At 73.4% G+C, this 25,276-nt stretch carries 24 protein-coding genes and 1 pseudogene; 5 read left to right on the forward strand and 20 right to left on the reverse strand.

The window, feature by feature from the left end; genetic code table 11:
* Positions 1 to 12: 12 nt before the first annotated feature.
* On the reverse strand, positions 13 to 1,368 hold the full coding sequence (locus ADJ73_RS14700; protein ID WP_050348889.1) for a M50 family metallopeptidase: 1,356 nt from the start codon (positions 1,366 to 1,368) through the stop codon (positions 13 to 15).
* Positions 1,365 to 2,642 carry a 1-deoxy-D-xylulose-5-phosphate reductoisomerase gene (dxr, locus tag ADJ73_RS14705; protein WP_050348890.1) on the reverse strand — a complete coding sequence of 426 codons (1,278 nt, stop codon included), beginning with the start codon at positions 2,640 to 2,642 and terminating at the stop codon, positions 1,365 to 1,367. The genes ADJ73_RS14700 and dxr overlap by 4 nt, the downstream gene beginning before the upstream one ends.
* Positions 2,643 to 2,685: 43 nt before the next feature.
* Here dxr and ADJ73_RS14710 point away from each other — a divergent pair, with 43 nt between their 5' ends.
* Positions 2,686 to 2,910 carry a hypothetical protein gene (locus ADJ73_RS14710; protein ID WP_253272597.1) on the forward strand — a complete coding sequence of 75 codons (225 nt, stop codon included), beginning with the start codon at positions 2,686 to 2,688 and terminating at the stop codon, positions 2,908 to 2,910.
* Positions 2,911 to 2,927: 17 nt separating this feature from the next.
* On the opposite strand, the gene ADJ73_RS14715 is transcribed toward ADJ73_RS14710, so the two are convergent.
* From ADJ73_RS14715 to ADJ73_RS14745, 7 genes are all read right to left on the reverse strand, one after another.
* A complete protein-coding gene (locus ADJ73_RS14715) occupies positions 2,928 to 3,353 on the reverse strand; it encodes a hypothetical protein (protein WP_050348891.1) in 426 nt (141 codons plus the stop codon).
* A gap of 60 nt (positions 3,354 to 3,413) precedes the next feature.
* On the reverse strand, positions 3,414 to 4,220 hold the full coding sequence (locus ADJ73_RS14720) for an ABC transporter permease (protein ID WP_050348892.1): 807 nt from the start codon (positions 4,218 to 4,220) through the stop codon (positions 3,414 to 3,416).
* On the reverse strand, positions 4,217 to 5,065 hold the full coding sequence (locus ADJ73_RS14725) for an ABC transporter permease (protein WP_050348893.1): 849 nt from the start codon (positions 5,063 to 5,065) through the stop codon (positions 4,217 to 4,219). The genes ADJ73_RS14720 and ADJ73_RS14725 overlap by 4 nt, the downstream gene beginning before the upstream one ends.
* Positions 5,062 to 6,366 carry an ABC transporter ATP-binding protein gene (locus ADJ73_RS14730; protein ID WP_082177187.1) on the reverse strand — a complete coding sequence of 435 codons (1,305 nt, stop codon included), beginning with the start codon at positions 6,364 to 6,366 and terminating at the stop codon, positions 5,062 to 5,064. Before ADJ73_RS14730 ends, ADJ73_RS14725 begins: the two co-directional genes overlap by 4 nt.
* The gene (locus ADJ73_RS14735; RefSeq protein ID WP_050348894.1) at positions 6,366 to 7,580 is read right to left on the reverse strand and encodes a polyamine ABC transporter substrate-binding protein; all 1,215 of its coding nucleotides are present in this window, start codon (positions 7,578 to 7,580) and stop codon (positions 6,366 to 6,368) included. Before ADJ73_RS14735 ends, ADJ73_RS14730 begins: the two co-directional genes overlap by 1 nt.
* Positions 7,581 to 7,662: 82 nt before the next feature.
* Positions 7,663 to 9,567 carry a propionyl-CoA synthetase gene (locus ADJ73_RS14740; RefSeq protein WP_050348895.1) on the reverse strand — a complete coding sequence of 635 codons (1,905 nt, stop codon included), beginning with the start codon at positions 9,565 to 9,567 and terminating at the stop codon, positions 7,663 to 7,665.
* Between the two features lie 173 nt (positions 9,568 to 9,740).
* Entirely contained in the window at positions 9,741 to 10,181 is a 441-nt protein-coding gene (locus tag ADJ73_RS14745; RefSeq protein ID WP_050348896.1) for a hypothetical protein, read from the reverse strand.
* 129 nt (positions 10,182 to 10,310) lie between these two features.
* Between ADJ73_RS14745 and ADJ73_RS14750 the strand changes: the two genes are divergently transcribed.
* Together ADJ73_RS14750 and ADJ73_RS14755 are read left to right on the forward strand one after the other, a co-directional pair.
* On the forward strand, positions 10,311 to 11,426 hold the full coding sequence (locus tag ADJ73_RS14750) for an LOG family protein (RefSeq protein WP_050348897.1): 1,116 nt from the start codon (positions 10,311 to 10,313) through the stop codon (positions 11,424 to 11,426).
* A 4-nt stretch (positions 11,427 to 11,430) separates the two neighbouring features.
* Complete coding sequence (locus tag ADJ73_RS14755; protein WP_253272598.1) at positions 11,431 to 12,201, forward strand: DedA family protein; 771 nt, start codon at positions 11,431 to 11,433, stop codon at positions 12,199 to 12,201.
* A 4-nt stretch (positions 12,202 to 12,205) separates the two neighbouring features.
* Here ADJ73_RS14755 and rlmN read toward each other — a convergent pair whose 3' ends face one another.
* The 6 genes from rlmN to rpsB all read right to left on the reverse strand — a co-directional run bounded on the left by rlmN (position 12,206) and on the right by rpsB (position 17,721).
* Positions 12,206 to 13,378: a 23S rRNA (adenine(2503)-C(2))-methyltransferase RlmN gene (gene rlmN, locus ADJ73_RS14760; RefSeq protein ID WP_050349498.1), complete on the reverse strand. Its 1,173-nt coding sequence runs from the start codon at positions 13,376 to 13,378 to the stop codon at positions 12,206 to 12,208.
* 52 nt (positions 13,379 to 13,430) lie between these two features.
* Positions 13,431 to 14,339, reverse strand: a complete 909-nt coding sequence (locus ADJ73_RS14765) for a phosphatidate cytidylyltransferase (RefSeq protein ID WP_082177188.1) — start codon at positions 14,337 to 14,339, stop codon at positions 13,431 to 13,433.
* Between the two features lie 26 nt (positions 14,340 to 14,365).
* Positions 14,366 to 14,923, reverse strand: a complete 558-nt coding sequence (frr, locus tag ADJ73_RS14770; protein ID WP_050348898.1) for a ribosome recycling factor — start codon at positions 14,921 to 14,923, stop codon at positions 14,366 to 14,368.
* Positions 14,924 to 15,022: 99 nt separating this feature from the next.
* Positions 15,023 to 15,760 carry a UMP kinase gene (gene pyrH, locus ADJ73_RS14775; protein WP_050348899.1) on the reverse strand — a complete coding sequence of 246 codons (738 nt, stop codon included), beginning with the start codon at positions 15,758 to 15,760 and terminating at the stop codon, positions 15,023 to 15,025.
* Positions 15,761 to 15,903: 143 nt separating this feature from the next.
* On the reverse strand, positions 15,904 to 16,731 hold the full coding sequence (gene tsf, locus ADJ73_RS14780) for a translation elongation factor Ts (RefSeq protein ID WP_050348900.1): 828 nt from the start codon (positions 16,729 to 16,731) through the stop codon (positions 15,904 to 15,906).
* A 60-nt stretch (positions 16,732 to 16,791) separates the two neighbouring features.
* Positions 16,792 to 17,721: a 30S ribosomal protein S2 gene (gene rpsB / locus ADJ73_RS14785; protein ID WP_050348901.1), complete on the reverse strand. Its 930-nt coding sequence runs from the start codon at positions 17,719 to 17,721 to the stop codon at positions 16,792 to 16,794.
* A gap of 261 nt (positions 17,722 to 17,982) precedes the next feature.
* Between rpsB and ADJ73_RS14790 the strand changes: the two are divergent.
* Positions 17,983 to 19,133 (forward strand): annotated as a pseudogene (locus tag ADJ73_RS14790) (pyridoxal phosphate-dependent aminotransferase).
* Positions 19,134 to 19,192: 59 nt separating this feature from the next.
* Here the strand turns inward: ADJ73_RS14790 and ADJ73_RS17220 are convergent.
* Positions 19,193 to 20,080 (reverse strand): DUF3152 domain-containing protein, encoded by an 888-nt coding sequence (locus ADJ73_RS17220; RefSeq protein ID WP_082177189.1) that lies wholly within the window; start codon positions 20,078 to 20,080, stop codon positions 19,193 to 19,195.
* A 162-nt stretch (positions 20,081 to 20,242) separates the two neighbouring features.
* Between ADJ73_RS17220 and ADJ73_RS14800 the strand changes: the two genes are divergently transcribed.
* The gene (locus ADJ73_RS14800; protein ID WP_216593649.1) at positions 20,243 to 20,914 is read left to right on the forward strand and encodes a murein hydrolase activator EnvC family protein; all 672 of its coding nucleotides are present in this window, start codon (positions 20,243 to 20,245) and stop codon (positions 20,912 to 20,914) included.
* 110 nt (positions 20,915 to 21,024) lie between these two features.
* On the opposite strand, the gene ADJ73_RS14805 is transcribed toward ADJ73_RS14800, so the two are convergent.
* From ADJ73_RS14805 to ADJ73_RS14820, 4 genes are read right to left on the reverse strand one after another with little or no spacing between them, the layout of a single operon-like run.
* Positions 21,025 to 22,140: a tyrosine recombinase XerC gene (locus ADJ73_RS14805; protein WP_301280699.1), complete on the reverse strand. Its 1,116-nt coding sequence runs from the start codon at positions 22,138 to 22,140 to the stop codon at positions 21,025 to 21,027.
* A gap of 44 nt (positions 22,141 to 22,184) precedes the next feature.
* Positions 22,185 to 23,351, reverse strand: coding sequence for a DNA-processing protein DprA (gene dprA / locus ADJ73_RS14810; protein ID WP_050348903.1), 1,167 nt, complete (start codon positions 23,349 to 23,351; stop codon positions 22,185 to 22,187).
* Entirely contained in the window at positions 23,348 to 24,871 is a 1,524-nt protein-coding gene (locus tag ADJ73_RS14815) for a YifB family Mg chelatase-like AAA ATPase (RefSeq protein WP_050348904.1), read from the reverse strand. The genes dprA and ADJ73_RS14815 overlap by 4 nt, the downstream gene beginning before the upstream one ends.
* Entirely contained in the window at positions 24,868 to 25,257 is a 390-nt protein-coding gene (locus ADJ73_RS14820) for a YraN family protein (RefSeq protein ID WP_050348905.1), read from the reverse strand. Before ADJ73_RS14820 ends, ADJ73_RS14815 begins: the two co-directional genes overlap by 4 nt.
* Positions 25,258 to 25,276 lie beyond the last annotated feature (19 nt).

The following is a 25,276-nucleotide window of genomic DNA, read 5'->3' on the forward strand; positions in this document are numbered from 1 at the left end:
AGTATCCCTCACTCAGCCGAGCTTGACGGGTCGCACGATGTCGGCATAGATCAGCAGGCCACCCATGACGATGAGCACCACCGACATGGCGTAGGCGATGGGCAGCCCCTTGGCGACGTCGACGTAGCCCGGGTCGGGACGCCCCGCGACCTTGGCCACCTGACGACGCAGCCCCTCCCACAGCGCGCCGGCGACGTGACCGCCGTCCAGGGGCATCAGCGGGATCAGGTTGAAGACGAAGAGCGCCACGTTGAGCGAGGCGATCAGCATCAGCAGCGTGATGACGCGGGCGCCGGAGCTCTCGAAGCCGTGGACCTGCCCGCTCGCGACCTCACCGCCGATCCGGCCGACGCCGACGACGGAGATCGGGCCGTTGGGGTCGCGCTCCCCCGAGCCGAAGGCGGCCTTGGCGATCCCCACCATCTTCTGCGGGATCTGCACCAGCACCCCGGCCGTCTGGGTGACGGCGCGGCCCACGGTGCCCGGGACCGCGGTGATCGGCTGCCGCTCGATCGCGGTGATCGGCGCGGACGACATCCCGGCGAAGCCGGTCTGCTCGGTGAGGGGCTTGCCGTCGGCGCCGGTGAGCGGCTGACCGTCCGCGCCGAGGCGGGGCAGCGTGCTGGTGATCGGGGTCAGGGTGAGGCTCTGCCGAGCGCCGCCGCGCTCGACCACCACGGGGATCGCCTGGCCCGCGTGGGGGCGGATCGCGCCGGACACGTCGGCGAGCCGGCTGATCGACTGCCCCCCGATCGAGACGAGCCGGTCACCCGGCTCCAGCCCGGCCTTGGCGGCGGGGGTGAGCGGGTCGGCGCTGGTGCAGGGCGCTGTGGTGTCGGCGCCGGCGGGGCGGACGCACTGCTGCACCGCGGCGACGCGGGCGCCCTTGTCGACGGCCATGCCGTAGCCCATCATCACGCCGCCGATCAGGACGGTGGCGATGACGAGGTTCATGACCGGCCCGCCGAGCATGACGACCAGCTTCTGCCAGGTCTTGAGCCGGTAGAAGACGCGGTGCTCGTCGCCGGGACGGACCTCCTCCATCGACTGCTCGCGCGCGTCGTCGATCATGGCGGCCCAGCGGCCGGTCCCGGAGGGCCGGAGGTGGTGCTCGTCCTCCCCGGCCCGCTTGGGCGGGAACATCCCGATCATCTTGACGTAGCCGCCGAGGGGGATGGCCTTGAGGCCGTACTCCGTCTCCCCGAACCGCCGCGACCACAGGGTCGGGCCGAAGCCGATCATGTACTGCGGCGCCTTGACGCCGAAGAGCTTGGCGGGCACGAGGTGCCCGATCTCGTGCAGCGCGATCGAGGCACCGATGCCGATCACCACGACGAGGATGCCGAGGATCGTCATGAGCACGGTCATGGGCGCTCCTTGCCGGAGGGGACGTCCTGGAGGGCGAGCCCCAGGATCTCCCGGGCCCGGCGGCGCGCCCAGTCCTCGGCACGCAGCACAGCGGGAACGTCCAGGTCTCCTGCGGTGTTCCCGACGTTGCCCGCCGCCTCTCCCCCGGCGTGGTGCTCGTCGACCACCCGCTCCACCGTGTCCACGATGTCGAGGAAGCCGATGCGCCGCTCGTGGAAGGCCTCGACGCACTCCTCGTTGGCGGCGTTGTAGACGGCCGGGTAGGTGCCGCCCGCCTCACCCACCCGGTAGGCGAGCGGGACCGCGCGGAAGGCCTCGCGGTCCAGCGGGAAGAACTCGAAGCTCCGGGGCCGGCTCCAGTCGTAGGCGGGTGCCGCGTCCGGCACCCGGTCGGGCCAGGCGAGGCCGAGAGCGATGGGGATCAGCATGGTGGGCGGGCCGGCCTGCATCAGGGTCGACCCGTCGGTGAACTCCACCATCGAGTGCACGTCGGAGGTCGGGTGCACCACCACCTCGATCCGGTCGAAGCCGATCCCGAAGAGCAGGTGCGCCTCGATGACCTCCAGGCCCTTGTTGACCAGGGTCGCGGAGTTGGTCGTCACGACGCGGCCCATGTCCCAGGTGGGGTGGGCCAGCGCCTGCTCGGGCGTCACGGCGGTCAGCTCGTCGCGCGAGCGCCCCCGGAACGGCCCGCCGCTCGCCGTGACGACCAGCCGCCGCACCTCCTCGGCCCGACCGCCGCGCAGGCACTGGGCGATCGCGGAGTGCTCGGAGTCGACGGGCACGATCTGGCCGGGCCGCGCGGCGCGGGTCACGATGGGGCCGCCGACGATGAGGCTCTCCTTGTTGGCGAGCGCGAGGGTGCTGCCCGCCTCGAGCGCGGCCAGCGTCGGCCGCAGCCCGATCGACCCGGTGATGCCGTTGAGGACGACGTCGGCGCCGTGCGCGGCGACCTCCTCGCTCGCCCCCTCGCCCACGACGACACGCGGCTCGTATGGCGCCGCGCCCACCCGCTCGCAGGCCGCCGTGATCGCGCGCCGCAGGTCCTCCCGGGAGCCCGAGGCCATCCCGACCAGCTGGGGGCGCAGCAGGGCCACCTGCTCGGCCAGCTGCTCGAGCCTGCCGCCGCCGGCGGACAGCGCGGTGACGGTGAACCGGTCCGGGTTGCGGCTGATCACGTCGATCGCCTGGGTCCCGATGGACCCGGTCGACCCCAGCAGCGCGACCGTGCGGTGATCGGGCGGGGGGCTCGCGGCATACGAGGTGTGACTCACCCCACCACCCTACCGATGGGGCGGCGCGACTAGGATGGTCACGGTGGCCGACGCCATCGTGACCACGGGGAGGACCAGCATGGCCAAGGACCGCACCGGACTCAGCCTCGGCTACCGGATCATGTGGCGGATCCGCTACATCGGGGTGAGCGTCTTCGGGCCGGCCCAGCTCGACCCCGACAACGACCCGAAGGACAACCTGCGCCGCGAGCGGGAGCGCCGGGTGGCGGCGGCGCACGCCGCGGCGGGGACCAGCCCCCGCGCCTGAGCGCTCGTGCCTGGCCGTCAGGCCTGCGGCTGGTCGGTGAGCGCCCCGCGGATCTTTTCGATGACGGCCTGCTCGGTCGGCGCGACGCCGCCCGACGCCTGGGCCACCTGGTCGCACGCGGCGAGCACGACGTCACGGTAGCCCTGCGCCTGCCCGGGGGCGGTGCTGCGCAGCGCGGCATAACCACCGGCCAGGTCCCGCAGCACGGCGCTCTCGACCTCCTCCGGCGACCCGCTGGGCGGGGTGGGCAGACCCTGGCCGGCGAGCAGCTCGCGGACGTCCGCGGGGGCCGAGGCCAGGGTCTTGGACCCGGCCATCGACTCCTTGAACATCGCCAGGAAGCCGGGGTCGGCCTTGGAGACCAGCGCGATCGCGCCGAACGCACCGTTGCGGATCTGGTCGCGCTGCTCGTCGGTGAGGGTGGGGGTGCTGTTGTCGGTCATGCGGGTGCGACTACCCCGCGCACCCGGGCCGTATCCCGTCACCCCCGCGCGAGGGGCCGGTCACCGACCGGTGAGCGACGACCGCCCCCCGAGCAGCCGGGCGGCGACGGCGCAGGTCACGGCCACGAGCAGCATGATCACCCCGATGACGTTGGCCTCGGCGGGGATGCCGCGCAGGTAGGCCGCGTAGACGTAAGTCGGGAAGGTCTGCACCTCGCCCGACACGAAGCTCGTGATGATGACGTCGTCGAAGCTCAGGGCGAAGGACAGCAGAGCGGCACCGACCACGCCGGGCAGGATCGCGGGCAGCGTGACCCGCCAGAAGGTCGCCTGCGGTCCGGCGTAGAGGTCGGCCGCCGCCTCCTCCAGCCGCGGGTCCAGCGACTGCAGCCGCGCCCGCACCGTCACCACCACGAAGCTCAGCGCAAACATCACGTGTGACAGCACGATGGTCCACCAGCCCAGCTCCAGCCCGAGGCGGGCGAAGCCCTGCACGAAGATCGTCAGCAGCGACGCTCCCAGGACGACCTCCGGCGTGGCCATCGGCAGCAGCACGAGCAGGTCGACGAACCCGCGCCCGCGGAACCTGCTGCGCGCCAGCGCGAGGGCGAGCATGGTGCCGAGGACCGTCGCGACGACCGTGGCGGCCAGCCCCACCTGCAGGGACGTGCCGAGCGCCTCGCACACCCCGGGCGCGGCGCACGGGCGGCGCCAGTGGTCGAGGGTGGGTCGGCCGGACCAGGCGACGTTGGAGCGCGTGTAGGTGTTGAACGAGAACACCACCACGTAGGCGATCGGCACGAAGAGGTAGGCCAGCACCAGGCCCGCGACGATCGGGACCAGGTGGTCGGCCAGCCACCGTCTCATCGGACGAGCTCGTCGGTGCCGTAGCGGCGGACGTAGGCCGTCGCCAGCAGCAGGATCGCCACCATCAGCGTGAAGGACAGCGCGGCCGCGGTGGGGTAGCCGCCGATGACCCGGAAGAACTGCGCGTCGATGGCGTTGCCCACCATCGAGGTGCCGCGGTCGGAGCCGAGCAGGTCGGCGTTGACGTAGTCCCCGGCGGCCGGGATGAAGGTCAGCAGGGTGCCAGCGAGGACGCCGGGCATGGCGAGCGGCACGGTGACCGCGCGGAAGGTCTGCCAGGGGGTGGCGTAGAGGTCGGCGCCGGCGGCGACCAGCGCCGGGTCCACGCGCTCCAGCGAGGCGTAGACCGGCAGCAGCATGAAGGGCAGGAAGGTGTAGGTCAGCCCCAGCACCACGGCACCCGCGGTCTCGGTCAGGTGGCCACCGGGCAGCAGGTGCAGCGCCCGGAGCGTGGACGCCAGGGGCGCGTCGTCGGCGAGGATCTGCCGCCACGCCACGGTGCGCAGGATGAACGACGTGAAGAAGGGCGCGACGGCCAGCACCATCAGCAGCCCGCGCCAGCGCCCGGCCCGGAAGACCATGGTCCAGGCGAGCGGGAAAGCCAGCACCAGGCAGGCGACGGTGGCGAGCGCGGCGTAGAGGAAGGAGCGCCCGATCTGGGCACCGAAGCCGGTGAGCGCGTGCCCGTAGTTGCCGATGTTGACGTCGCGGTAGTAGTAGCCCGGGTAGCCGGGGTAGTCCGACTGCAGGCTCACCGACGCCAGCTGCACGAGCGGCAGCACGAAGAAGAGCACGAGCCAGAGCACCCCGGGGAGGGCCAGCAGGTATGCCGTCCGCCTGCTCACGACGCCGGGTCCCCGCCGTCGCGCGAGACCGCCGCCACCCGGGTGGACCCGGCGGGGTCCGCGCCGGGCTCCGGGACGTGCTCCTTGTCATGGTCCGCCGCAGCGTCGCCGAGGGCGGCGAGGTCGTCGTCCAGCCCGGCGAGCGGGTCGTCGTCGCCAGCGAGGGTGAAGGTGTGCCGCAGGTCCCACGCGAGGGTCACGAGGTCACCGGGCCGGGCGGCGGTCTCCACGTCGACGTTCTGCTCGTAGACGGTCCAGGACCCGGCGCCGGGGACGTCGAGGAGGTACTGCGTCGCGACCCCGGTGAAGGCGACGTCGCGCACGACGGCCCGGCCGAGGACGTTGGCGACGGACTTCCTGCGGACCTTGTCGCCGTCCGGGACGACCCGGACCTTCTCCGGGCGCACCCCGAGCAGCACGCGGCCCGCCCCGGTGCCGGCGACGCGGGAGCGCAGCACCCGCACGCGCTGCCCCGCCACCTCGAGGACCACCAGGTCGCCCTCGTGGCCGGCGACGGTGGCGGGCACCAGGTTGGACTGCCCGAGGAAGTTGGCCACGAAGCTGGTCCGCGGCAGGTCGTAGAGGTCGGCCGGCGCCCCGTGCTGCTCGATCCGCCCGTCGCGCATGACGGCGACCGTGTCGGCCATGCTCATGGCCTCCTCCTGGTCGTGCGTGACGTGCACGAAGGTGATGCCGGTCTCGGCCTGGATCCGCTTGAGCTCGACCTGCATCTGCCGGCGGAGCCGCAGGTCGAGCGCCCCGAGCGGCTCGTCCAGCAGCAGCACCTCGGGCCGGTTGACCAGGGCTCGCGCCACCGCGACCCGCTGCTGCTGACCGCCGGAGAGCTGGGCCGGGCGGCGGTCCGCCATACCGGACAGCTCGACCAGGGCCAGCGCGTCCTGGACCTGCTCGCGCACCACGTCGCGCGGCAGCCCCCGCCGCCGGGGGCCGAAGGCGACGTTGTCGCCGACGCTCAGGTGAGGGAAGAGCGCGTAGCTCTGGAAGACCGTGTTGACCGGCCGCTGGTGCGGGCGCAGCGCGGTGACGTCCCGCTCCCCCAGCCACACCCGTCCACGGTCGGGTCGCTCGAGCCCGGCGACCATCCGCAGCGTCGTGGACTTGCCGCAGCCGGACGGCCCGACGAGGGCGAAGAAGGAGCCCTGGGGCACGACCAGCGACAGGTCGTCGACGGCCGTGTGCCGCCCGAAGCGGCGGGTCACGTGCTCCAGCCGCAGGTCACCCGTGGGCTCGTCCGGAGCGCCCCCGGCCGGGAGCTCCCGGCCCCGTCCGCGCCACCGCATCACTGGCCCACCACCTTGGTCCACATCGCGGCGTAGTCCGCCTCCTCCTGCGGGTCCAGGGCCCGGAAGACGCTGGTCTGCCGGGCCAGGAAGTCCGCGGTGGGGAAGATCAGCGGGTCCTCGACCAGCCCGGGGTCCACCTTCTCCATCGCCTGCTGCGCCCCGGCGACCGGGCAGATGTAGCTCACCCAGGCGGCGACCCGGGCGGCGATCTGCGGCTGGTAGTACCAGTCGAGCAGCCGCTGGGCGTTGCGGCGGTGCGGCGACGTGATCGGGACGACGGCGTTGTCGCTCCAGAGCATCCCGCCGGACTCCGGCATGACGAAGGTCCAGTGCTCGTTGCCCGTCTCGGCCCGCAGCGTCGCGATGTCCCCGCTCCACACCAGGCCGGCGAGGGCGTTGCCGCTCTGCAGGTCCTGCGCGTAGGAGTTGCCCCGGATCCGGCGGATCTGGCCCGAGCGCAGCTGCCGGTCGACGACCTCCACCGCCGCCGCGACCTGGTCGCGGGTGAAGGCGCCGGCCGGGTCGACGCCCTGGCTGCGCAGGATCACCCCCAGGGTGTCCCGCCACTCCGACAGGGCGACGACCTTGCCCTTGAGGTCGGGTCGCCACAGGTCCGCGATGGTCCGGATCGGCTTCACCCGGCTCGCGTCGTAGCCGATCCCGGTCAGCCCGGACTGCCACGGCAGCGAGTAGTGCCGGCCGGGGTCGAAGGGTGCGTCCATGAGCTCGGGCCGCAGGTTGCCGGCGTGCGGCATCCGGATCAGCTCCAACGGCTGCACGAGCTCCTGGGCGATGACCCGGTTGACCATCCAGTCCGACAGGACGATCAGGTCACGCCCGATGTCCTGCCCGGCGCGCAGCTGCGGCGCGATCTTGTTGACGTAGAGGTCGTTGTCGTCGATCTCCTCGGTGTAGCTCACCTGGATCCCGGTGGCCCGCACGAACTCGTCGAGCGTCGGGAACCTCTTGGTCCGCTCGTCCTGGTCGAGGTACTGCGTCCAGCTGGCGAAGGCCACCCGTCGTTCCGTGGCCGAGCGGTCCGCCGGGAGCGCGCGCGTGGTGCGGGCGGCGGTCGGCGGCGCCGGCGGGGCGCAGGCGGCCAGCAGGGCTGCCCCGGCGGCCGATCCCAGCAGACCCCGTCGCGTGAGGCGACGGCTGGGCAGGGGGTGGGTGCTGCTGGCGACGCGGGCCGCACGGGAGCGAGCGCTCAATAAAGGACCTCCGGCATGGGCCCGGGGAGGGAGCCGGGCTCGAGACGACGCTGGCCAACGCTACCAGCGTCGGGAGGTGCCCTCAGTCCTGGCGCTGCAGCACCGCCGTCAGGGAGTCCAGCACGCTGCGGTCCTCGATGGTGGAGGGCACCTGCGCCTCCTGGCCGTCGGCGATCTGGCGCATGGTCTTGCGCAGGATCTTGCCCGAGCGCGTCTTGGGCAGGCCGTCGACGATGTCCACGCGGTGCAGGGCGGCCACCGCGCCCACCTCCTCGCGGACCCGCTGGACCAGCTCCTTGCGCAGCTGCTCCTCCGCGCCGGGTGCCGAGACGTCCACGCCCGACTTCAGCATGACCAGCCCGCGAGGCACCTGGCCCTTGAAGGAGTCGGCGACGCCGATGACCGCGCACTCCGCGACCGCCGGGTGACCCGCCAGGGCGGCCTCGATGGAGCCGGTGGACAGCCGGTGCCCAGCCACGTTGAGCACGTCGTCGGTGCGGCCCATGACGTAGACGTAGCCGTCCTCGTCGATGTAGCCGCCGTCGCCGGTGAGGTAGTAGCCGTCGTAGGCGGACAGGTAGCTCGAGACGTAGCGGTCGTCGTCCTGCCACAGCGTCGGCAGGGTCCCGGGCGGCATGGGCAGCGCGATGACGATGGCGCCCTCCGTGCCGGCGGGGACCTCGTTGCCCTGGTCGTCGAGGACCCGCACGTCGTACCCGCAGACGGCCGTCGACGGGGACCCCGGCTTGATCGGCAGCTCCTCGATCCCGCGCGGGTTGCAGGCGATCGGCCAGCCGGTCTCGGTCTGCCACCAGTTGTCGACCACCGGGCGTCCGGTGCGCTCGGTCGCCCACTCGTAGGTGTCGGGGTCCAGGCGCTCACCGGCGAGGTAGATCGTGCGCAGGCTGGAGGTGTCGTAGTCGGCGAACAGCCTGGCCTCCGGGTCCTCCTTCTTGATCGCCCGGAACGCCGTCGGCGCCGTGAAGAGCGAGGACACGCCGTAGTCCTGCACGACCCGCCAGAAGGCGCCCGCGTCGGGCGTGCCGATCGGCTTGCCCTCGTAGACGATCGTGGTCGCCCCCGTCAGCAGCGGGGCGTAGACGATGTAGGAGTGCCCGACCACCCAGCCGACGTCGGAGGCCGTGAACATCGTGTCGCCCGCCTCGATGCCGTAGAGGTTGGGCATCGACCAGCGCAGCGCCACGGCGTAGCCGCCGCTGTCCCGCACGATCCCCTTGGGCTTCCCCGTGGTGCCGGAGGTGTAGAGGATGTAGAGCGGGTGGGAGGACTCGACCGGCACGCACTCGGCCGGCTGTACCACGCCGGGGCGCATGACCTCGGCCCAGTCCAGGTCCCGCTCCCCCATCTCGGCGCGCTGCTGCTCGCGCTGCAGGATGACGCACCGCTCGGGCTTGTGGTCGGCGCGGCGGATCGCCTCGTCGAGGTACGGCTTGTAGGCGACGACCCGCTTGGGCTCGACGCCGCAGCTGGCGCTGACCACGACCTTGGGCGCCGCGTCGTCGATCCGGGCGGCGAGCTCTTGCGGCGCGAACCCGCCGAACACCACCGAGTGGATGGCGCCGATGCGGGCGCAGGCGAGCATCGCCACGACGGCCTCCGGGACCATCGGCATGTAGATCACCACGCGGTCGCCCTTGGTGACGCCGAGGTCGCGCAGGACGCCGGCGAAGCGCGCGACGAGCTCGAGCAGCTCCGCGTAGGTGTACGTGGCCCGGGCGCCGGTGACGGGGCTGTCGTAGTGCAGGGCCGCCTGGTCGGCGCGGCCGTGCACCACGTGGCGGTCCAGCGCGTTGTAGCAGACGTTGAGCCGACCGTCCGGGAACCACGTGTAGAACGGCGCCCTGCTGTCGTCCAGGACCCGCGTGGGCGCGGTGATCCAGTCGATGTCCTTGGCCGCCGCGGCCCAGAAGGCCTCGGGGTCCTGCTTGCTCGACTCGTACGCCGCTGCGTAGGCACCCGTGCTCATGACCCCATCCAACCCCCGACCCGCCTCCCGATCCAGGGGGACGCGATGTGGCCCCGACGACAGGTCGCTGCTCCGCGACGAGCGGTTGTGCGGCTGCGGGGCGGGCGTCATACGCGGACCGGCTCACCTCGACCGTGGGTCGAGGTGAGCCGGGAGGTATGCCGGGAGCCTGCTCAGCAGCCGCCGAGTCGCAGCTGGCGCAGCACCGCCGCGGGGGCGACCCCGCAGCCGACCTGGGCGGTGCCGAAGTCGACGCTGCGCCAGGTCCCCTTGACCTTGTGCAGCAGGACGGTGGCGTCGTCGGTCCGGCCCTTGGTGGGGTGGACCGTCGCGCGGGCCCAGGTGCCGCTGGTGGAGACCGAGATGCGCTGGACGCGCCACTCGGACTGCTTCCAGCCGCGCAGCTGCTTGTCCGCAGCGACGGCGACGTAGATCTGGTGGACGAACGAGCCGCGACGGGCCGCGGCCGCGGGGGTGGCGACCTGCTGGGTGGCTGCCACCTGCGTGCTCGCCGGGCGGGCGGGGGTCGCCGTGGCGGCGGGGGCGGCGACGCCGATCGCGAGGGCGAGGGCGGCGGTGACGGTGGAGGTCGCGAGGACGGAGCGACGAGGCATGGGGGGACGATCCTTTACACGCAAAGGGCAGGCCGGGAAGGCCAACTACATCACCCACGACGCCGACCGGCCAGCATTGGTTGTCCCCCGGTGCCCGGGATCACCCGGATGGTCGGACATGATGACGGCATGGAGATCGAGGACTCAGCCACGCTGCGGGCGCTGCTGGACGGCGGGCACTCGCTGCACGGCGCCCGGCTGCAGGGCATCGACCTGACGGAGTGCGCCCCGGCGCTGCTGGCGCGCTCCGACCTGCGTGGCCTCGTGGTGCTCGGGGGGCGCGCCTCGGTCGACGTCGTGCAGCACCTGGTGCGGGCGGGAGCCGTGGTCTTCCCGGCGGTCCACGACGCCCCGGTCGACGTCTACCGGTCCCGGCTCTACACGCCCGAGGAGCTCTACACCGGGCTGGCCGACGGCTACGACCGCACCCCCGACGCGCTCGCCTACGCCTGGTCCCAGGACGGCACCCTGGTGGGGGACCCCTACGTCGCGGTCCTGCGGTCGCTGCACGACGACTCCATGGAGGACGCCCTCGACGAGCTGCTCGAGGGCCGTCGGGTCGTCGGGGTCATGGGCGGCCACGGGGTGGGTCGTGGCAGCGCGGACTACGCGGACGCGGCCCGGCTCGGGCACGACCTCGCGGGGCTGGGCCTGGTGGTCGCCACCGGCGGTGGACCGGGCGCGATGGAGGCGGCCAACCTGGGGGCGGCGAGCCCGGGCCGTGAGGCCCTGGAGACCGCGCTGGCGCAGCTGGCCACCGTGCCGGGCTTCGTGCCGTCGGTGAGCGACTGGGCGGGCGTGGCCCTCGCCGCCCGCGCAGGCTGGCCGGTGGCGGCGGCCCCGACGAGCATCGGCATCCCCACGTGGTTCTACGGCCACGAGCCGCCCAACGTCTTCGCCCAGGCCATCGCCAAGTTCTTCTCCAACGCGCTGCGCGAGGACCTGCTGCTCGCCCGCTGCACCGCCGGGGTCGTCGTGCTGCCCGGCGCGGCGGGCACCGTGCAGGAGGTCTTCCAGCTGGCGACCCGCCTCTACTACGCCGCCCCCGGGGACACCGTCCCGCTCGTGCTCGTGGGCCGGCGCTGCTGGACCGAGGAGCTGCCGGTGTGGCCGCTGCTGCAGGCCCTCGGGGTCGGGCGCGAGATGGGTGGGCGGCTGCACCTGGTGGACGACGTCGCCGACGTCGCCGACCTGCTGCGCGAGACCCCCAGAGTGGTCGCATCCACGACGAGAGAGCGCTCCTGATGTCGTGGATGTGACCACTCTGGACGTCCTGACCCTGCGCCCACGCCGGCGGGGCGGAACTCGCCCGGGGAGGACCGGCGTTGGACCTGCTGGACCCGGCTCCCCCTGGAAGGACCCTGCCCTGAGCGCGCTCACCCTCCCCACGCAGCTGCCCGCCGCCGGCACCGACGGCGGCATCACCGGGTGGGCGGTCCACCTGATGGAGACCCTCGGCGGCCCCGGTGCCATGGTGGCCACCCTGCTCGACAGCGTCTTCCCCCCGATCCCGAGCGAGCTGATCCTGCCGCTCGCGGGGTTCACGGCCTACCGCGGCGGGATGACGCTCGCCGACGCCATCGTGTGGAGCACCGTCGGCTCGCTGCTCGGCGCGCTGGTCCTCTACTGGGCCGGCGCCGCGCTGGGTCGCGAGCGGGTCAACGCCATCGCCCGCAGGGTGCCGCTGGTCGACGTCCACGACATCGACAAGGGCTTCGAGTGGTTCGAGCGGCACGGCCGCCGCGTCACGTTCTTCGGCCGGATGGTGCCGATGGTGCGGTCGATGGTGTCGGTCCCGGCGGGCGTGGAGCGGATGCCCCTCGGCATCTTCTGCCTGCTCACGACCCTGGGGTCGTTGTGCTGGAATGCCGCCCTGATCCTCGGCGGCTACGCCCTCGGGTCGCAGTGGGCCCGCATCGAGCAGTGGGCGGGCTGGTTCCAGTACGCCGTGATCGCCTTCTTCGTGGTCCTGATCGCGCGGTGGGTGCGCCAGAAGCTCCGGGGTCGCCGCGCCCCCTGAGCGCTCAGGCGGTGACGGCGGCGAGCTGACCGCAGGCCCCGTCGATGTCCTGACCGCGGGTGTCGCGCACCGTCGTCGGGATCCCCCGCCCGCGCAGCCGCTCGACGAACTGCTGCTCGACGCCCTTGCGCGACGCAGTCCAGCGCGACCCCGGCGTGGGGTTGAGCGGGATCGGGTTGACGTGCACCCACCCGGAGCCGCGCGCGTTGAGCTTGTCGGCGAGCAGCTCGGCCCGCCAGGCGTGGTCGTTGACGTCCTTGATCAGGGCGTACTCGATCGACACGCGGCGCCCGGTGGTCTCGAAGTAGCGCCGCGCCGCGTCGAGCGCCTCGTCGACCTTCCAGCGCGTGTTGATCGGGACGAGCTCGTCGCGCAGCTCGTCGTCGGGGGCGTGCAGGGACAGCGCGAGCGTGACGGGGATGCCCTCCGCGGCCAGCTTGTCGATCCCGGGCACCAGGCCGACCGTGGACATCGTGACGCCGCGGGCGCTCATGCCGAGCCCGTCCGGCGTCGGGTCGACGAGCCGGCGGATCGCCCCGATCGCCGCCTTGTAGTTGGCGAGCGCCTCCCCCATCCCCATGAAGACGACGTTGGACACGCGCAGCGGGCCCGCATCGCCCTCGGGCATCGGGCCGAGCTCGCCGTTGCGCAGCGACCGCGCGGCGCTGACGACCTGCTCGACGATCTCGGCGGTGCTCATGTTGCGCTGCAGCCCGCCCTGCCCGGTGGCGCAGAAGGGGCAGTTCATGCCGCACCCGGCCTGGCTCGAGATGCAGATGGTCGCCCGCCCCGGGTAGCGCATGACGACGGACTCCACCAGGGCCCCGTCGTGCAGCCGCCACACCTTCTTGTGGGTGAGGCCGTCGTCAGCGACCCGCGTGGTGACCGGCGTCAGCAGCGTCGGGAGCGCCGCCGCGACCAGCTCGGACCGCTGCGCCTTGGGCAGGTCGGGCATGTCGTCGGGGTCGGTGACCAGCCGGTCGAAGTAGTGGACGCTCAGCTGCTTGGCGCGGAATCCCTGGTGCCCCAGCTCGGTGAGGAAGGCCTTGCGCTCGCCGGGTGCGAGGTCCGCGAGGTGCACCGGCGGCTTGCCCCGGCGGGGTGCGGTGAAGGTCAGCTGCCCCGGCGCGGGCCTGGTGGTCGGCGTGGGCAGGTCGGTCGGCTGGGAGTCGGTCATCACGTCCATTGTCCCGTATGCCGCGCCCGGCCGCCGCCACACCGGCCGACGATCAGCCCGCTGCTCCGGCGGGGACGAGGTAGGTGAGCACGAGCCAGCACATCGGGGCGGTCAGCAGCAGCGAGTCCAGGCGGTCCATGATGCCGCCGTGGCCGGGCAGGACGTGGCCCATGTCCTTGATGCCGAGGTCCCGCTTGATCACCGACTCGCACAGGTCGCCGACGGTGGCCGTGACGCAGGCCCCGGCGCCCAGCAGCACCCCCGTCCACCAGGGGGCCGCCAGCAGCCAGCTGGTGCACAGCGCACCGACCGCCGTGCAGGTGGCCAGGGAGCCCGCGAAGCCCTCCCAGGACTTCTTCGGGGAGATGGACGGCGCCATCGGGTGCTTGCCCTTGAGCACGCCCACCGCGTAGCCGCCGATGTCGGAGAAGACGGTGACGGCGATGAAGGTGATGACGCGCAGCTCACCGAGGGGCTGGGCGAGCAGCATGATGCAGAAGCTGGCCAACAGCGGCACGTAGGCCAGCGTCAAGGTGGCGCCGGCGACGTCCCGCAGCGCGTCCCGGATCCCGAGCAACGCCCGCCAGACGACCACCACCACCACGGTGAGGGTGAAGGAGAGGGTGAGGGCCCGCGGGCCCCCGGCATACGCGCACTGCAGCATGACCACCCCACCGACCATCGTCGGCACCACCGGGACGAGCACGCGGCCGTGCCGCACGGCCTGCACCATCTCCCACATCCCGATGACGATGGCGACGGTCACCAGGGCGAGGAAGGCCTCCGGGCGCCACCACAGCGACAGGATGATCGCGGCGCCCAGCCCCACCCCCACGCCGATGGCGGCCGGCAGGTTGCGGCCTGCCCGGCCGGGCGACTTGGAGCGTCGCGCCACCTCGAGGGCTCGCTGGATCCTGCGGTGCAGGCGCGAACCCTCGAGGGCCGGGGGCAGGTCGGGCATCGACATGGGGTCGGCCGCAGGAGGTCTCAGACCTCCAGCAGCTCGGACTCCTTGCCCTTGAGGAGCACGTCGACCTGGTCGGTGTACTTCTTGGTGAGGGTCTCCAGCTCCTTCTCGGCGCGGGTGCCCTCGTCCTCGCCGACGCCGCCGTCCTTGACGAGCTTGTCGATCTGGTCCTTGGCGTGGCGGCGGATGTTGCGCATCGACACCTTGCCGTGCTCGCCCTTCTCGCGGGCGATCTTGATGTACTCCTTGCGCCGCTCCTGCGTCAGCTCGGGCAGGTTGATGCGCAGCACGCCGCCGTCCTCGCTCGGGTTGAGGCCGAGGCTGGACTGGCGCAGCGCCTTCTCGACGTCCTTGGTGGCCGTCTTGTCGAAGGGGGTGATGAGGACCATGCGGGCCTCGGGCACCTGGATCGAGGCGAGCTGCTGCAGCGGCGTGGGGGCGCCGTAGTAGTCGACCATGATCTTGTGGAAGAGGGCCGGGTTGGCGCGGCCGGTGCGGATCGCCCCGAAGTCCTCCTTGGCGACGTCGATCGCCTTCTCCATCTTCTCCTCGGCCTCGAGCAGGATGTCGTCGATCATGGTGTCCTCCAACGGTCGGTCTGACGAAAACTGTGGGTCCGGCCCTGACGTCTCGCGGGAGCCGGTGCCGCGGCTCGGGCTCGGCACCGCCCGGTGGCCTCAGGCGGTGACGACCGTCCCGATCTTCTCACCACGGACGGCGGCGGCGACATTGCCCTCGCCCTCCATGCCGAAGACGATCATCGGCAGCTTGTTGTCCATGCAGAGGCTGAACGCCGCCGCGTCCACGACCTTGAGGCCCTGCGCCAGCGCCTCGGCATACGTGAGGGTGTCGTAGCGGCGGGCCTGCGGGTTGGTCCTGGGGTCGGCATCGTAGACGCCGTCGACGCCGTTCTTGGCGATCAGGACCGCGTCGCACTTGGTCTCCAGCGCACGCTGCGCGCTGACGGTGTCGGTGGAGAAGTAGGGCATCCCGGCGCCCGCGCCGAAGATCACGACGCGTCCCTTCTCCATGTGGCGCATCGCGCGGCGCGGGATGTAGGGCTCGGCCACCTGGGTCATGGCGATCGCGCTCTGGACCCGCGTCTCGACGCCTTCCTTCTCGAGGAAGTCCTGCAGCGCCAGGCAGTTCATCACCGTGCCGAGCATCCCGATGTAGTCCGCGCGGGCCCGGTCCATGCCCTTCTCCTGCAGCTGGGCGCCGCGGAAGAAGTTGCCGCCGCCGATGACCACGCACACCTGCACCCCCGACTGCACCGCCTGGGCGATCTGGTGCGCGATGCCCCGCACGACGTCCGGGTCCAGACCGACACGACCGCCACCGAAGACCTCGCCCGACAGCTTCAGCAGGACCCGCTCGTACCCTCGGTTGTCGGCGTGCGCGGTGAGGTCGGTCATCGGTCGTGGTCTCCTCGTGCAGGGGTGGACGACCGGTGGGCCGACCGCCGGACAGTCTGTCACAGATGGGCCTACGACGACCGGCAGGGACGCCGCAGGCCCGGCCCTCCCCGCGGGGTGGACCAGGCCTGCGAGCGGGATCGTCAGCTGCCGACGCGGAACCGGGCGAAGGCCGTGGCCTTGGTGCCGGCCTCGTCGAGGACCTTGCCGACGGTCTTCTTGGCGTCCTTGGCGAAGGCCTGCTCGGTCAGGACCATCTCCTTGAAGAAGCCGTTGACGCGACCCTCGACGATCTTGGGGAGCGCAGCCTCGGGCTTGCCCTCCTCCTTGGCGGTCTCCTCGGCGATGCGGCGCTCGTTGGCCACCGTCGCCTCGTCGATCTCGTCGCGGGAGAGCACCGACGGCGCGAACGCCGCGATGTGCAGCGCCACGTCGTGCGCCACCTGCTCGTCGCCACCCTCGGTCACGAGGAGGACGCCGATCTGCGCGGGCAGGTCGGGGCTGGTCTTGTGCAGGTAGGACGTGACCTTGTCGCCCTCGAGGCGGGCGACCCGCTTGACCTCGATCTTCTCGCCGATGGTGGCGTTGGCCTCGTCCAGCAGCTCCTGGACCGTCTTGCCGTCGACCTGGTGGGCGAGCAGCGAGGCGGCGTCGGTGGCCTGGGAGTCGACCGCGGCCTGCAGGACGGTGTCGGCGAGCTGGCCGAACTTGTCGCCCTTGGCGACGAAGTCGGTCTCGCACAGCACCTCGACGAGGGTGCCGACGCCACCGTCGACGTGGGCGCGGACCAGACCGTTGGAGGTCGCGCGGCCCTCGCGCTTGGTGACGCCCTTGAGACCCTTGACGCGCAGGATCTCGGTGGCCTTGGCCTGGTCGCCGTCGGCCTCGTCGAGGGCCTTCTTGACGTCGAGCATGCCGGCGCCGGTCTTCTCCCGGAGCGCCTTGATGTCAGCAGCGGTGTAGTTGGCCATGTGTCATAGCTACTTTCTACGCGATGTGGTGGTGGACCCGGTCAGGGACTGCGGCAGCGCTCAGGCCTGCTCGGCGGCGGGCTGCTCGGCGACCTGCTCGGTCACGTCGGCCGGCTGGGTGCCCTGCGCGGCCGGGGTCTCGGCCTGCGCCGGGGTCTCGGTCTGCTGCGCGTCCTGCGCGTCCGCGGCGGGCGCCTCGGCAGCGGCGGGAGCCTCCGCGGCGGCGGCCTCGGCGTAGAGCTCGCGCTCCCACTCGGCCAGCGGCTCGGCCTCGGTTTCGCCCTCGGTGGAGCGGCCGGAGGAGCGCTGCACGAGGCCCTCGGCGACCGCGTCGGCGATCACGCGCGTGAGCAGCGTGACCGAGCGGATGGCGTCGTCGTTGCCGGGGATCTTGTAGTCGACCTCGTCGGGGTCGCAGTTGGTGTCCAGGATCGCGATGACCGGGACGCCCAGCTTGCGCGCCTCGTCGACGGCGAGGTGCTCCTTCTTGGTGTCGACGATCCACACGGCCGAGGGGACCTTGGCCATGTTGCGGATGCCGCCGAGGGTCTTCTCCAGCTTGTCCTTCTCGCGCTTGAGGACCAGGAGCTCCTTCTTGGTGCGGCCCGAGCCGGCCACGTCGTCGAAGTCGATCTCCTCGAGCTCCTTGAGGCGCGAGAGCCGCTTGGAGACGGTGTTGAAGTTGGTGAGCATGCCACCCAGCCAGCGGTGGTTGACGTAGGGCATGCCGACGCGGGTCGCCTGCTCGGCGACGGGCTCCTGGGCCTGCTTCTTGGTGCCGACGAAGAGCACGGTGCCGCCGTGGGCGACCGTGGCCTTGACGAACTCGAACGCGTCGTTGATGTAGGTCAGCGACTGCTGCAGGTCGATGATGTAGATGCCGTTGCGCTCGGTGAGGATGAAGCGCTTCATCTTGGGGTTCCAGCGCCGGGTCTGGTGCCCGAAGTGGACGCCGCTCTCGAGGAGCTGGCGCATCGTGACGACGGCCATGCCGAGGTCCTTCTCTCTGTCGTTGTCAGTTGTCCACGGACGCGCGGCGGGTGCCGCGGCCGTGCCTGGCGCCTGCCTACGCACCCCACCGACCACGGGTCGGACTGCTGTGGTGCGCCCCGGCGTGACGTCCGAGGACGTCGTCCGGCGAGAAGGCGCGCGAAATCGGGAGACCTACGTCTCCCGTGATCACATCGTACGCCGGGGCGCCACCTGGGTCCTAATCCTCGCCGGGCCACGTGGTCGGCTACGTTCTGCCGTATGCCGAACCCGCAGCACCCCGCGCTGGCCGCCTTCGGGACCACCGTCTTCTCGGAGATGACCGCGCTCGCCAGCAGCACGACGCGGTCAACCTCGGGCAGGGGTTCCCCGACAGCGACGGGCCCGAGGCGATGCTGGACGCCGCGGCGCGAGCCGTCCACGAGGGTCTCAACCAGTACCCCCCGGGCGCGGGGCTGCCCGTCCTGCGCGAGGCGATCGCCGAGCACCAGCGGCGTTTCTACGACCTCGACGTCGACCCCGACCGCGAGGTCCTCGTCACGGTCGGCGCCACCGAGGCGATCGCCACGACGATCCTGACGCTGGTGCGGCCGGGCGACGAGGTCGTGGTGCTGGAGCCCTACTACGACAGCTACGCCGCGACCATCGCCCTCGCGGGCGGGGTGCGGCGCACCTGCGTGCTGCGGTTCCCGGACTTCCGGCTCGACCCGGACGAGCTGCGGGCCGCCTTCTCCCCCCGCACCAGGGTGGTGCTCCTCAACAGCCCCCACAACCCCACCGGGCGGGTGCTGTCCCGCGAGGAGCTGCAGCTCGTCGCCGACCTGGCGCGCGAGCACGACGCCTGGGTGGTGTGCGACGAGGTCTACGAGCACCTCACCTTCGACGGCGTGGCGCACGTGCCCGTGGCCACGCTGCCCGGCATGGCGGACCGCACGATCACGATCTCCTCCGCCGGCAAGACGTTCTCCGCCACGGGCTGGAAGATCGGGTGGCTCACCGGGTCCGCGGCGGCGGTGGCCGCCCTACAGCAGGTCAAGCAGTTCCTGACCTTCGCGCACTCCGGCCCGTTCCAGGTGGGGGTGGCGACGGCGCTGGCCCTGCCCGACGAGACCTACCGGGGCCTGGCGGCGCGGCTGCAGGCGCGCCGGGACCTGCTGGTGGCGGGGCTGCGCGACGCCGGGCTGCAGGTGAGCGTGCCGCAGGGGACCTACTTCGTGGTGGCCGACGCCTCACCGCTCGGGAGCGACGACGCCCTGGACCTGTGCCGTCGCATGCCCGAGGAGCTGGGGGTGGCGGGGGTGCCGGTCGCGGCTTTCCACGACGACCGGAACGCCGCGCGGGGCCTGGTGCGGTTCGCGTTCTGCAAGCGCGAGGAGGTGCTGCGCGAGGCCGCGCGGCGCCTAGCACGATGAGGCCGGGCGGTGAGGCCGGGCGGTGACCCCGGTGGGGGGCGGCATACGGGCGGGGTCGCTCAGGCGCCCAAGGGATAGGGCCACGCGGTGCACCCCTGCAGCGTCTTGGTCTGCTGCAGCATCACCGGCGCCCGCCGGCCGGGGGCCGGGCAGGGGACGTGGTCGTGGCCGAGACCGTGCCCGACCTCGTGGTTGATCTGGTAGGTGCGGTAGCTGCGCAGGTCCTGGCCGTAGGTGTAGGCCCCGGTCACCCACCGCTGGGCGTTGAGCATGGCCCGGCCCCGGTTGAAGCAGGACACGACGCCGTTGGTGTTGAGCGGCGCACACCCCTGGTCGACGGTGCGCGGGCTGGCCAGGGTCACCCGGATGTCCACGGGCTCGCCCGCGGCCGCCTGCTGCGGCGAGACCGCGACCCACCGCACGTGGTCTCGGGCCTGCCAGCCGTTGCGCGGGTCGAGCAGCGTGGCCCTCACCGTCCGGGCGAAGGCCCCGGCGTCGAGGCCGAGCCCATCCTCCACCTCGATCGTGTAGCGGACCACCCGCCCGTCCTGGGAGGCGGGCGAGCTGGCACCCGGCAGCACGGTGAACGTCCCCCTGGCCTTCTGCGGGATGTCCGGCGAGACGTCGCCGTAGATGCCCCGCGTGCCGTCGTGGTCGTCGTCCAGGCCCGGGCTGGGGGCCGCCGCCGGGCGTGAGGTGGACCCGGGCAAGGCGCTGGCGGCGGTCGTGTCGCTGGTGGGGGCCGAGCTGGCGGCAGGGCGCGGGGTGGCCGCCTTGTCGGCTCCGCCGTCGTCCCGGCCCGCCCACCAGCGGGTGGCGACCAGCAGCGTGAGGAGGAGGGCGAGCAGCACGAGCAGCGTCCGGACGAACCGCGCACGCCGACGGCGGCTCCAGGGATGGGTCTCGGGGAGGTCGGCACCGGGGTCGGACACGGGGGCTCCATCCATCGGGGGCGCGATCACGATAGGCCAGCGCGTGACCGTGATCACCCATCTGGCGGGCGCGTCGTCCACAGTCCCGGACCTCGTGCGCAGGATGCCGCGCCGCCGTCCACAGCCCCGGGGGGGCGGGGTCGTCGCAGCGGTGCCTGCTCCCCCACGCTGGTCGGTATGCCGAGCGCCCGCCTCGTGACCTCGTCCCTCGCTCTCGCGCTGACCGCCGCACTGGTAGGAGGCGTCGGGCACGGGGTGCCCCGGGACGAGCCCGCGACGGTCGGCAGTGCGGCGCTGGGGTCGGGCGAGATGCTGGGGTCGGTCGGCCTGCGGCCGGTCACCACCGGGCCCCGCCCTGGCACGCCTGCTGGCGCACGGCCCGAGGACGCCCTTGCCGAGGACGCCCGTCGTGCGCCTGCTCCCCACGGTGGCGGTCCCGCCCCGCGGACGGGGTGGATCGCGCCGGTGGCGCCCCTGGTGCTGGTGCGCCGCTTCGAGGCGCCGTCGGAGCGCTGGTCGCCCGGCCATCGGGGAGCCGACCTGCGGGCCGCGGCGGGCGCGACCGTGGTGGCGCCTCACGACGGGGTGGTCGCGTTCGTCGGGATGGTGGCGGGCCGGCCGGTGCTCTCGCTGGACCACGACGGCGGCCTGCGCACCACCTACGAGCCCGTGACCTCGGCGCTGGCCGTCGGCCAACGGGTCCGCCGCGGCCAGCAGATCGCGACCGTCGCCGGGCCGCCGCACTGCGACGGGGGTTGCCTGCACTGGGGCGCCCGGGTGGGCGAGACCTACCGCGACCCGATGTCGCTGCTGCGCCCGTCCGTGGTGAGGCTGCTGCCAGTGCCGTGACCCGCTGCTCGAGCCAGCGGGCGCTCGCGCGCTCGAGAGCTCGAGTGCTTGGGCAGGCGGGGTCCGGGCGAGCGGACGAGCGGATCGTCCGGCACGCGATGCCTCGGTGGTCAGGCGCGGGGATGGGCCTGACGGTAGGCGCGACGCAGCCGGTCGACCGAGACGTGGGTGTAGATCTGCGTGGTCGCGAGGCTGGAGTGTCCCAGCAGCTCCTGCACGACCCGCAGGTCGGCCCCACCGTCCAGCAGGTGCGTGGCCGCGCTGTGCCGCAGCCCGTGGGGCCCGAGGTCGGGCGCCCCCGGCACCTGCGCGAGGAGGCGGTGCACGACCTCGCGGACCTGCCGGGGGTCGACGCGCCGCCCGCGACGCCCGAGGAAGAGCGCCGGCCCGCTCCCGCCCCCCACCAGGAGCGGCCGACCGTGCGACAGCCAACGCTCGACGGCCTGGGCGGCCGGCAGACCGTAGGGGACGGTGCGTTCCTTTCTGCCCTTGCCGAGCACGCGCAGGGTGCGGGCGGCGGCGTCGAGGTCGTCGACGTCGAGGCCGGCCAGCTCGCTCACCCGGATCCCCGAGGCGTAGAGCAGCTCCACCATGGCGACGTCCCGCAGCGCCAACGGGTCCGGGGGGCCGGACCCGTCGGGGGCCGTGCTCTGCCCCGGGCTCGCGCCTTCCACCGAGCCGGCAGTCTCCCCCGCGCCGGGGCTCTCCCCCGACCCGGCAGTCTTCCCCGCACTGGCGCTCTCCCCCGCGCCGGGGCTCTCCCCCGACCCGGCAGTCTTCCCTGCACCGGCAGTCTTTCTCGCGGCAGTCCCCCTCGCGGCACTGTCTCGCGCACGCGGGTCGGTCGACCTCTCCGCGACGGCCAGCATCTCGGCGGCCTGAGCCTGGTCGAGCACCCCCGGCAGGGTGGAGGCCCGCCGGGGCGAGGCGAGGCGTCCCGCGGGATCCTCGGCGACGAGCCCGCGGCGCGCCGCCCACGCGTAGAACGTGCGCGCGGCGGCGGACCGGCGCGCCATCGTGGCGCGCGCCGCGCCCCCCGCGCCCTCTCCGGCCAGCCAGGACCGCAGGTCCACCAGCCCGAGGTCGAGCAGGCCGCCCGCTCCCTCGCCCCGGGCGTAGGCGTCCAGGCGTCGCAGATCACCGACGTAGGCGCGCACCGTGTGCTCGGACCGGCCGCGTTCCACCCGCAGGTGCTGGGCGAAGTCGTCGATGGGGTCGGTCGGCACCTGCCCACGGTGACAAAGGGCGCTCAGGGGAGCAAGGACGCTCCCTACGACGCGCCGTGAGGCTGCTGCCGCGCGGCCGCCTCCTGACGTTGCCGGCGCGCCCGCGCACTCAGCCGCAGCTGCCCGTCGCGCAGCTCGGCGAGACCGGCCAGCTCCAGCCGGCCCCACGCAGCCCGCGCCTCCTGCTGGGTCAGTCCCGCCGTCCGCGCCACCGTCTCCAGCGAGGTGGCGTTGCGGTAGGGCAGCGCCGACAGCAGCCTCGAGTCCTGCGGCAGCAGCAGGTCGTCGTCGCGGGTCTCGCCGCGCCGCTCCGGGGCCAGGTCCCGGCCGAGGTCTCCGCAGAGCTCCGCCACCTCGGCGGCGTCGGTGACCAGCACCGCACCGCCGTCCCGCACGAGCTGGTGGCAGCCGGCGCTGGCCGCAGAGGTCACCGGCCCGGGGAAGGCCCCCACCGGGCGCTGGAGCTCCAGGGCCCGCCGCGCGGTGCTGAGCGCCCCGCTGCGGAAACCGGCCTCGACGACCACGGTGCCGCGCGTGAGCGCCGCGATGATCCGGTTGCGCCGCAGGAACCTGTGCCGGGACGGGGCGAAGCCGGGGGCAACCTCGCTCACCAGGGCACCGGTCGCGGCGATCCGGTCGATCAGGTCCACGTGGGCCATCGGGTAGGGACGGTCCACGCCCCCGGCCAGCACGGCAACCGTGGCGCCGCCCTCGACCAGCGCCCCGCGGTGCGCGGCGCCGTCGATGCCGAGGGCTGCGCCCGACACCACCGTGAAGTCGCCGGCGGCCAGTCCGCCCCCGACGTCCGCCGCGATGCGCTGGCCGTACTCCGACGCGGCGCGGGAACCCACCACGGCGACGCTGCGGCGCATCGCCGGCCCGAGGGACACCGGGCCGCGCACCCACAGGCAGTAGGGGGTCTCGTCGCCGAGGTCGTCCAGACCCGGCGGCCACCCCGCGTCCCCCGGGACGACCACGCGGGCGCCGCAGCGTCGGCCCGCCTGCTCGTCCCGGCCCGGCACGGCCTCGCGCAGCCGGTCGAGGAGGGCCTCGTGACGACGCTCTCCGCCCGCGGCGAGGGCGTGCAGGGCAGCGACGTGGTCGCCGTGCTCCTGGACCAGCTCCGGCACCCGCGGGTCGCAGGGCTCGGCGACGCGGCTCCACAAGGCTCGCGCCGACCGGTCGTCGTGGGGCAGCTCGGCGGGGGTCATGCGGGCACCCCGGCGGCACCACGCAGCGAGAGCGCCTGGTCGACGTCGTCCCGGGTCGGGCTGTGGTGCCCGGCCAGGTCGGCGATGGTCCAGGCGACCCGGGTCACCCGGTCGTAGCCGCGCAACGTGAGTGCGCCGCGCTCGAGGGCCCGGTCCAAGGAGACGCGCGCCGTCGCCGGCAGGCACCACGGACCCTCTCGCAAGGCTCGGCTCGGGACCTCGCTGTTGACGGCCCACCCGGCCGGGCCACCGCGCTCCTCGGCGCAGGCCCGGGCCTGCGCGACCCGGGCGGCCACCTGCTCGGTCGCCTCGCTGGCCCCGTCGAACAGCTCGAGGCGCGACACGGCAGGGACGGTGAGCTGCAGGTCGATGCGGTCCAGCAGCGGGCCGGACAGCTTGCCGAAGTAGTTGCGCCGCTGCAGGGGCGTGCACTCGCAGGCGAGGGCCTTGCCCACCGCCCGGCCGCACGGGCAGGGGTTGGCGGCGAGGACCAGCTGGAAGCGGGCCGGGAAGGTCACCGTGGCCTTGGACCGGCCGACGGTCACGACGCCGGACTCCAGCGGCTGCCGCAGGGCGTTGAGCACGTGGGTCTGGAACTCCGGCCCCTCGTCCAGGAAGAGGACGCCTCGGTGCGCGGCCGTGACCGCGCCCGGCGAGGGGCGCCCGGTCCCGCCGCCCACCATCGCCGCCATGGTGGCGCCGTGGTGCATCGCCCGGTATGGCGGGCGGCGGCGCAGCCCGAGGGGCGCCGCGTCCAGGCTCATGATCGACTCGATGGCGGTGACCTCGAGCGCCTGCTCGGTCGGCAGCGCCGGCAGCAGCCCGGGCAGCCGCTCGGCGAGCATCGTCTTGCCGGCGCCGGGCGGCCCCACGAAGAAGACGTGGTGGCGGCCGGCCGCGGCCACCTCGAGGGCGAACCTGGCCTCCCGCTGCCCCACCACGTCGGCGAGGTCGGGCCCGGCCCAGGCGATGGCGTCGTCGTCGACGTCCGTCGGCTCCGGCAGCGTCCGGCTGCCGCGGTGGAAGGCCACGACGTCGCGCAGCGACCGGGCACCGCGGACGTCGGCCCCCTCGACGAGGCTGGCCTCGCGCAGGTTGGCCGCGGGCACGATGACGCGCCGGTGCCCCGCCGCCACGGCCGCCGCCACGGAGGGCAGCACCCCGCGCACCGCCTTGATCTGGCCGTCGAGGGACAGCTCCCCCAGGTGGACCACGTCGCGGACGCCGGGCGGCAGGGCCCCCGTGGCGGCCAGGAGTGCCACGATCATGGGCAGGTCGAAGGCCGACCCCGCCTTGGGGCGCCACGCCGGCGAGAGGTTGACGGTGAGCCGCCGCGCCGGCAGCGGCACCTCGGCGTTGCTCGCCGCCGCCCGGATCCGGTCGCGGGCCTCCCCCACGGTGGCGTCGGCGAGCCCGGTCACGGTGAAGGACGGCAGCCCCGGGGACACGTCGGCCTCGACGTCGACCACGACGCCCTCCAGCCCGTCCAGGGTCACCCCGCGGGTCATCCCGATGGTCACGACAGCACCGCCTCGAGGTGGTCGACCACCGGGGCGCCCCACCGGGGCACCAGCACCCCGACGACGTCGACCCGCACGAGCGGGGACGTCACCTCCGGGTGCTCGGCGAGCCACAGACCGGCGAGGCGTCGCAGCCGCGCGGCCTTGCGGTAGGTGATCTGCTCGACCGGCGAGCCGAAGGCGTCGGTGGTGCGGGTCTTGACCTCCACGACGACCACCGTGGCCGGGTCGTCCGCGCTGACGGCCACGAGGTCGATCTCGCCGTGGCGGCACCGCCAGTTGCGGTCGATAATACGCAGCCCCGCGGCCTCCAGGTGCCGGGCGGCCACGCGCTCGCCATACTCCCCCACCGCGCGATGTCGCGCGGGCCCCGTCCCTGCACCCATGACTCACCTCGTGCTCGCC

The sequence above is a fragment of the Arsenicicoccus sp. oral taxon 190 genome (assembly GCF_001189535.1).
Classification (GTDB): Bacteria; Actinomycetota; Actinomycetes; order Actinomycetales; family Dermatophilaceae; genus Arsenicicoccus.